Here is a 7,466-nt window from a genome sequence, read left to right on the forward strand (position 1 = left end):
CGGACATCTCCGGCACGCCCACCTCCAAGTCGGTCGTGCTGCGGCTGGAGAAGATCGCGAGAGGCGCGCGTCGGCGGCGTGGGCCCTGGCGCTCGTGGTCGCGGGCTGCACGGGTGGGCAGGAGCCCGCGCCGGGTGGCACGACGGCGGCGGGGCCCACGTCGACCGGCGCGGCCAACGGGGCGAACTGCGCGCGGTTCGCCCCCGCCGACGTGGTCGGCCCCGCGCTGGGGCTGGTGCTCGGCAACCCCCGCGAGTTCGTCGACGGCCAGACGCTGACCTGCGAGTACGCGCGGGGCGGTGTGGAGACCGAGGTCAGGTTCCGGTCCGGGGTGGACGCCGAGGCGTTCGCCGACGGCCGGAAGGCGGCCGAGGACGACGGGCTGCGGGTGGTGGACCTGCCGGACTTCCACGAGCAGGCGTACGCGGCCACGAGGGGCTCGGGCGAGGTCGTGCAGACCAGCGTGGTGGCCAGGCAGGGCGGGCTGGAGGTCTCGGTGACCTCGGGGGCCAACGAGACCTCGGCGCGCGGGCTGGTGACGCGGCTGATCGAGCGGCGGAGCTAGGCGGTCCCGTTCAGGCGGGCCAGCACGGCCATGGCCGCGTTGTGCCCGCCGATCCCGCTGACCCCGCCGCCGCGCCGGGCGCCCGCCCCGCACACCAGCAGGTTGTCGACGTCGGTCTCCACGCCCCAGGTCCCGACCTGCTCGGGGCGCTCGGCGAACGGCCAGTCCAGGTCCCCGTGGAAGATGTGCCCGCGCGGCAGGCCGATCTCGGCCTCCAGGTCGAGCGGCGTGCGGGCCTCCAGGCACGGGCGGCCGTCGGCGTCCACGGCCAGGCAGCTCTCGATCGGCTCGACCAGGTGCTCGTCGAGCGCGGTCAGGTACCGGCCGACCAGGTGCTCGCGCAGTCCGGCGTTGTCGCCGTCGAACAGCCGCGCCGGGGTGTGCAGGCCGAACAGGGTCAGCGTGTGCCACCCGCGCCCGGCCAGGCCCGGATCGAGGATCGACGGGTCGGTCAGCGTGTGGCAGTACATCTCGGCGGGCAGCACCTCGGGCACCAGCCCGGCCGCGCTGTCCCGGTAGGCGCCCTCCAGGGCGCTGTAGGACTCGTCCAGGTGCAGCGTGCCCGCGAACGCCGCCCTCGGGTCCACCCCGGACCGGAACCTCGGCAGCCGCTCCAGCAGCATGTTCACCTTGAGCTGGCACCCGTCCGCGACCGGTCCGACCGGCAGCCCCCGCAACCGCGCCAGCTCGGCCGGGGCCGCGTTCACCAGCGCGAACCGGGCTCCGGCGGTCCGCTCGACCCCGTCCCGGTCGGTGAACCCGACCTCCGCGACCCGCCCGTCGGCGCGCACCGAGGTCACCTCGGCCCCGGTCACCACCTCGGCCCCGGCGGCGCGGGCGACCCGCAGCAGCTCGGCGGTCACCGCCCCCATGCCGCCGACCGGCACCCGCCACTCCCCCGTGCCGTTGCCGACCACGTGGTAGAGGAAGCACCGGTTGGCCGCCAGGTCCGCGTCCAGCGACGCGTGCGTGCCGATCAGGGCGTCGGTGGCCACGACCCCGCGCACCACGTCGTGCGCGAACCGCTCCCGCAGCGCCTCGCCGATCGGCCGCTCGAACAGCGGGCCCCACAGCCCGCCCGCGAGGCGCTCGACGCGCTCCCGCGAGGGCAGCGGCTCCAGCAGCGTGGGCGCCAGCGCGGACGCCAGCGCGGCGACCTCGCCGTACCACCCCCGCCAGGCCTCCCAGTCGCCCTCGGAGCCGCTGAGGGCCCGGAACGAGGAGGCCGTGGCGGGGCCGGGCCCCTGTTCGACCAGGAGTCCGGCCCCGCCGGTCACCGGCGTGTAGGACGACACCGCGCGCGAGCGCAGTTCCAGCCTCAGGCCCAGATCGGTGGTGATCCGATCGGGCAGGAGGCTGACCAGGTAGGAGTACCGCGACAAGCGGGCAGGCACGCCCGTGAACGCCTGCTCGCCGACCGCGGCCCCTCCGACCTGCGGCAGCTTCTCCAGCACCAGGACCGAACGACCGGCCCCGGCCAGGTAAGCGGCGGCGACGAGGCCGTTGTGGCCTCCGCCGACGACTACCGCGTCGTATAACCCGTCCACCGCCGGTCCCCCTATCCAGTGAACAGCGCGGTCACCTTGCGGATGAGCTCGAACAGCCCGTAGGCCAGCGGCACGCCGACCCACAGCCAGGACACGACCACCAGCGCGGTCCGCTTGTTCCCGGTCTGCCCGGCGTCGGTCCGCTCTCCCGTCGTCCCGCTCATGACTTGACCTCCTGGAGAACCGGCTCGTGGTACTTGGCCGCGACCGGCTTGACCAGCTCGTTGGCGACGAACCCGACGACGAGCAACCCGATCATGATGAACAGCGAGGTCGAGTACAGGTCCGGGCCGACCTTGCCCGCGGCCTTCTGGCTGTCCGCGATCGCGTTGATGATCAGCGGCCCGAGCACGCCCGCCGTGGACCACGCGGTCAGCAGGCGGCCGTGGATCGCGCCGACCTGGTAGGTGCCGAACAGGTCCTTCAGGTAGGCCGGGATCGTGGCGAAGCCCGCGCCGTAGAAGGACAGGATCAGCATCGCGCAGAGCACGAACAGCAGCTTGGACGAGCCGCCGAACAGCGCCAGCACCAGGTAGACGAGCGCGCCCGCGCCCAGGTAGAGCCGGTAGATGTTCTTGCGGCCCACGATGTCGGACACCGAGGACCACACGATCCGGCCCGCCATGTTCATCAGCGACAGCAGCGCCACGAAGCCCGCGGCGGCGCTGGCCGCGACCGGGGTCGCGGTGTCGGCGAAGAAGTCCCGGATCATCGGCGAGGCCTTCTCCAGGATGCCGATGCCCGCCGTCACGTTGAAGCACAGCACGATCCACAGGCACCAGAACTGCGGGGTGCGCAGGGCGTTGCGGGCCGAGACGTTGACCGCCGGGGCGGACGCGCCTGCCTGGCCGGAACCGGCGGACACGCCCGAGGTGGCCGCCGCGGGCAGGCTCTGCGGCACCCTGATCAGCAGGACGCCGAGGGTCATGAACACCGCGTAGACCACGCCGTGCACCAGGAACGCCGTGGCGATCCCGTGCGGGGTGCTGCCGAACGAGCTCAGCATCTGGGCGGACCACGGCGAGGCGATCAACGCTCCGCCGCCGAAGCCCATGATCGCGATGCCGGTGGCCATGCCGGGGCGGTCAGGGAACCACTTCATGAGCGTCGAGACCGGCGAGATGTAGCCGATGCCGAGGCCGATGCCGCCGATGAAGCCGTAGCCCAGGACGACCAGCCAGTACTGCTCGGTCCACGCGCCCAGCGCCGCGACCAGGAAGCCGGTCGAGAAGCAGGACGCGGAGACGAACATCGCCCAGCGCGGGCCGTTGCGCTCGACGAACGTGCCGCCGAACGCGGCCGACAGGCCGAGCATCACGATGGCCAGCTGGAACGGCAGCGCGCTCTGCGTGCCGTTGAGGTCCAGCGCCTTCTCCAGCGGGGGTTTGAATACGCTCCACGCGTACGCCTGCCCGATGGACAGGTGCACTGACAGTGCGGCCGGTGGCACCAACCACCTGTTCCAATCAGGCGAAGCCACCGTCCGCGAACGGTCGAGGAACCCCACTGTTCATCACCTCCGTAACCTTGTGTGTCGAACCACGGGAAACTTAGCCTGCGAAAGGAGTTCCAGGTGGGCCGTGTCACAGTTCGTCGCCCAGTGGTGACCTATTCGCGCCGGGCAGAACGTCGGAAGGTCGATTCCCTGGCGGCCGAGGAGCCGCTGGAGCTGAGGGTGAACGGCAGGGCGCTCGCCGTCACCATGCGCACGCCGGGCAAGGACGTGGAGCTCGCACACGGCTTCCTGCTCAGCGAGGGCGTCATCGGCCACCTCTCCGACGTCGCCGTCGCGCGCTTCTGCGAGGGCACCGGCCCGGACGGGGAGAACACCTACAACGTCCTGGACCTGGCGCTCGCGGAGGGCGTGCCGCCACCGGAGGTCGGGGTCGAGCGCAACTTCTACACCACCTCCTCGTGCGGGGTCTGCGGCAAGGCCGCGCTGGACGCGGTCAAGCTCAAGACCCGCTTCTCCCCCGCTGGGGACTCGACCACGGTAGACGTGGACGTGCTCACCGCGCTTCCCGACGAGCTGCGGGAACGCCAGAAGGTGTTCGCCTCGACCGGGGGACTGCACGCGGCGGGGCTGTTCACCGCAGACGGTCGGGCGCTGGTCGTGCGGGAGGACGTCGGCAGGCACAACGCGGTCGACAAGGTCCTCGGGTGGGCGGTGCTGAACGACCGGATTCCCCTGACCGGTACGGTTCTCATGGTCTCCGGGCGGGCTTCGTTCGAGCTGGTGCAGAAAGCCGCGATGGCGGGCGTTCCGGTGCTGGCAGCGGTGTCGGCCCCCTCGTCGCTCGCGGCGGACCTGGCCGAGGAGCAGGGCGTGACCCTCGTCGGATTCCTGCGCGGAGACTCGATGAACGTGTACACCGGACACGAGCGGGTGACCGCTTGACTCGTCCACCACGGACGGCCACCGCCAGACGGGCGGTGGCCGCTCCGCTGTGCGACGAGTTCCAGCACTGCGGGTGACGCGCCGACGCCGTCCCGTCACCGGTGGCTGGAGCTCGACTCCGGCCCCGCGTCCGGTGGGAGAAGACGGTCGCCCTCGCGAGCGGTGAAGCGCGCGGGGGCCGGTGTGGGAGGGTGCATGGTCAGCAGGCGCGCGGTTCTGGGCGCGCTCGGCGCTCTCGGGGCGCTGGGGGCGGGCGCCGCGGGGGTGTCCGCCGCGCTGGGTGGCGAGGAGCCCCTGCCGCCCAGGGCGGACCAGGCCGTGGCGGGGGGCGCGATGAGCACCCCCAAGGGCGGCTCGAACGGCTTCACGCCGGCGGTCCGGCGGTTGCTCGTGCAGTCGGAGCGGTTGTTCTCCGCCCAGCGCGGCAAGGAGATCACGTTCCTGACGGTCGCCCCGCCCGGCGTGGAGACGCTGAAGCTGCCCATGGTGCTGCTGCTGCACGGCCTGTACGGCAAGGCGCAGGACGCGCTCGTGGGCAACCTGCCCGACGTGCTGGTGTCGGCCGTGGCCAAGGGCGCGGTTCCCCCGTTCGGGTTCGTCTCGGTGGACGGGGACAACAACTACTGGCACGAGAACGTGGCGGGCGACGACCCGATGGGGATGCTGCTGGAGGAGGTGCCCCGGTGGCTGGCCGACCGCGGGTTCTCCCGGCCGGTCGCCTGCGCGGGCGTGTCGATGGGCGGGTTCGGGGCCCTGCTGTACGCGCGCCGCAAGCTGGAGCGCAAGGAGCGGATCAAGGCGGTCGCGGCGATCTCGCCGGGGCTGCTGACCTCCTGGGCGGAGATGTCCAAGCGCAAGGCGTTCCAGGACGCCGGCCAGTGGGAGTCGCTGGACCCGCTGCGGCACCCGGACAAGCTGAAGAACCTGCCCGTCGGGGTGTGGGTCGGCGACCGGGACCCGTTCATCGAGGGGACCAGGAAGTTCATCCAGGCGGTACGGCCCGAGGTCGGCTCGGTGACGCCCGGTGGGCACAACGACGAGTTCTACAGGACCATCACCCCGGACGTGGTCCGCTTCCTGGGCAAGCAGCTCAGCACGACGTGAGCGGGCGGCCCGCCGGGGTGGTCAGCGCGGCGTGAGGGGGGTGCGGTTGCTGCGGACCCACTTCAGCGCCGCGCCCCACGGGCCGTAGCCCGCCTCCGCGTTCAGGTGCGCGCCGCCCACGACGACGTCCAGGTCGAGCCTCAGCGCGCCCGCCAGCTCCTTGGCCTGCTCCAGGCTGCAGAACGGGTCGCCCTCGCCGACCACGAGCCTGGTGTCGGCCGAGGCGGCGCGCGGGGCGTCCGGCTCCAGCGGGCAGTCCAGGAACTCGGCGGGGATCGCGACCTCGCCCGCGTAGCGCGGGCTGGGCGGGCCGACCAGCAGCACGCGGTCCACGCGCAGCGCCGGGTCGGTCAGGGTGGCGGCGTGGTGCAGCCACAGCAGGCACGCCAGGGAGTGCGCGGCGACGACGCGCTCCACGCCGGTGGGAGCCGCGGCCAGGTGAGCGCGGAGCTCACCCAGCCACACCTCCAGCTCGGGCGCGTCGGGATCGGTGAACGACGGGACGTCGACCTGGGCGCCGTGCGCCGCCAGTTCCCCCGCCAGCCACGTCTGCCAGTGCTCGGGCCCGGAACCTCCGAGGCCGTGCAGCAGCAGGACGTGGGGCGGGGACACCGGTCAGGCCGACTTCTCGCGGCGCTCCCGGCGGCTGGGCTGCCGGGACACGATGGTCGGGTTCACGTTCTCCTTCACCGTCTGCTCGGTGATGACGACCTTGGCGACGTCGGTGCGGCTCGGGATGTCGTACATCACCGGCAGCAGCACCTCCTCCATGATCGCCCGCAGGCCGCGAGCCCCCGTGCCGCGCAGGATCGCCTGGTCGGCGACCGCCTCCAGCGCGGACTTGGTGAACTCCAGCTCCACGCCGTCCATCTCGAACAGCTTCTGGTACTGCTTGACCAGGGCGTTCTTCGGCTCGGTGAGGATGCGCACCAGGGACGGCTGGTCCAGGTTCGTCACGCTGGCGACCATCGGCAACCGGCCGATGAACTCCGGGATGAGCCCGAACTTGATCAGGTCCTCCGGCATCGACTCGGCGAAGTAGTCCGCCGCGTCGACCTCGGCCTTGGTGCGGACCTCGGCGCCGAAGCCGAGACCGCGCTTGCCGATCCGGTCCTGGATGATCTTCTCAAGACCCGCGAAGGCGCCCGCCACGATGAACAGCACGTTCGTCGTGTCGATCTGGATGAACTCCTGGTGCGGGTGCTTGCGACCGCCCTGCGGGGGCACCGACGCGGTGGTCCCCTCCAGGATCTTCAGCAGGGCCTGCTGCACGCCCTCGCCGGAGACGTCGCGGGTGATCGACGGGTTCTCGCTCTTGCGGGCGATCTTGTCGACCTCGTCGATGTAGATGATCCCGGTCTCGGCCCGCTTGACGTCGTAGTCCGCCGCCTGGATGAGCTTGAGCAGGATGTTCTCGACGTCCTCGCCGACATAGCCCGCCTCGGTCAGCGCGGTCGCGTCGGCGATGGCGAACGGGACGTTCAGCATCTTCGCGAGCGTCTGCGCGAGGTAGGTCTTGCCGCAGCCGGTGGGGCCGAGCATGAGGATGTTCGACTTGGCCAGCTCGACCCCGTCGTCCCGCCCCTCACGCCCCCGGTCACCCGCCTGGATGCGCTTGTAGTGGTTGTAGACCGCCACCGAGAGCGTCCGCTTGGCCTCGCTCTGGCCGATCACGTACTGGTCGAGGAAGTCGTGGATCTCGGCGGGCTTGGGCAGCTCGTCGAGCTTGACGTCGCCCGCCTCCGCGAGTTCTTCCTCGATGATCTCGTTGCAGAGGTCGATGCACTCATCGCAGATGTAGACGCCGGGGCCGGCGATGAGTTTTTTCACCTGCTTCTGGCTCTTGCCGCAG

8 protein-coding genes are annotated in these 7,466 nt (G+C 71.7%); 3 read left to right on the forward strand and 5 right to left on the reverse strand.

Features of this window, described 5'->3' with window-relative positions:
- The coding region (locus tag ACTUAL_RS19940) for a hypothetical protein (RefSeq protein WP_440901313.1) at positions 1-565 on the forward strand (565 nt) is incomplete at its 5' end.
- Here ACTUAL_RS19940 and ACTUAL_RS19945 read toward each other — a convergent pair.
- Genes ACTUAL_RS19945 through ACTUAL_RS19955 form a run of 3 tightly spaced genes read right to left on the reverse strand, consistent with a single transcriptional unit; the run spans position 562 to position 3,619 of the window.
- Positions 562-2,112 carry a phytoene desaturase family protein gene (locus tag ACTUAL_RS19945; protein ID WP_440901314.1) on the reverse strand — a complete coding sequence of 517 codons (1,551 nt, stop codon included), beginning with the start codon at positions 2,110-2,112 and terminating at the stop codon, positions 562-564. The genes ACTUAL_RS19940 and ACTUAL_RS19945 overlap by 4 nt on opposite strands.
- 11 nt (positions 2,113-2,123) lie before the next feature.
- Positions 2,124-2,276, reverse strand: coding sequence for an MFS transporter small subunit (locus ACTUAL_RS19950; protein WP_177154528.1), 153 nt, complete (start codon positions 2,274-2,276; stop codon positions 2,124-2,126).
- Positions 2,273-3,619, reverse strand: a complete 1,347-nt coding sequence (locus ACTUAL_RS19955) for an OFA family MFS transporter (protein WP_096491833.1) — start codon at positions 3,617-3,619, stop codon at positions 2,273-2,275. The genes ACTUAL_RS19950 and ACTUAL_RS19955 overlap by 4 nt, the downstream gene beginning before the upstream one ends.
- A 66-nt stretch (positions 3,620-3,685) precedes the next feature.
- Between ACTUAL_RS19955 and fdhD the strand changes: the two genes are divergently transcribed.
- Both fdhD and ACTUAL_RS19965 read left to right on the forward strand, forming a co-directional pair.
- On the forward strand, positions 3,686-4,510 hold the full coding sequence (fdhD, locus tag ACTUAL_RS19960) for a formate dehydrogenase accessory sulfurtransferase FdhD (RefSeq protein WP_096491832.1): 825 nt from the start codon (positions 3,686-3,688) through the stop codon (positions 4,508-4,510).
- A 195-nt stretch (positions 4,511-4,705) separates the two neighbouring features.
- A complete protein-coding gene (locus ACTUAL_RS19965) occupies positions 4,706-5,614 on the forward strand; it encodes an alpha/beta hydrolase (RefSeq protein ID WP_440901315.1) in 909 nt (302 codons plus the stop codon).
- Positions 5,615-5,635: 21 nt separating this feature from the next.
- On the opposite strand, the gene ACTUAL_RS19970 is transcribed toward ACTUAL_RS19965, so the two are convergent.
- Together ACTUAL_RS19970 and clpX are read right to left on the reverse strand one after the other, a co-directional pair.
- The gene (locus tag ACTUAL_RS19970) at positions 5,636-6,226 is read right to left on the reverse strand and encodes an RBBP9/YdeN family alpha/beta hydrolase (RefSeq protein ID WP_096491830.1); all 591 of its coding nucleotides are present in this window, start codon (positions 6,224-6,226) and stop codon (positions 5,636-5,638) included.
- Positions 6,227-6,229: 3 nt separating this feature from the next.
- Positions 6,230-7,466, reverse strand: a 1,237-nt coding sequence (gene clpX, locus ACTUAL_RS19975; protein ID WP_440901316.1) for an ATP-dependent Clp protease ATP-binding subunit ClpX, incomplete at its 5' end; no start/stop codon positions are given.

The sequence above is a fragment of the Actinosynnema sp. genome, assembly GCF_052038725.1.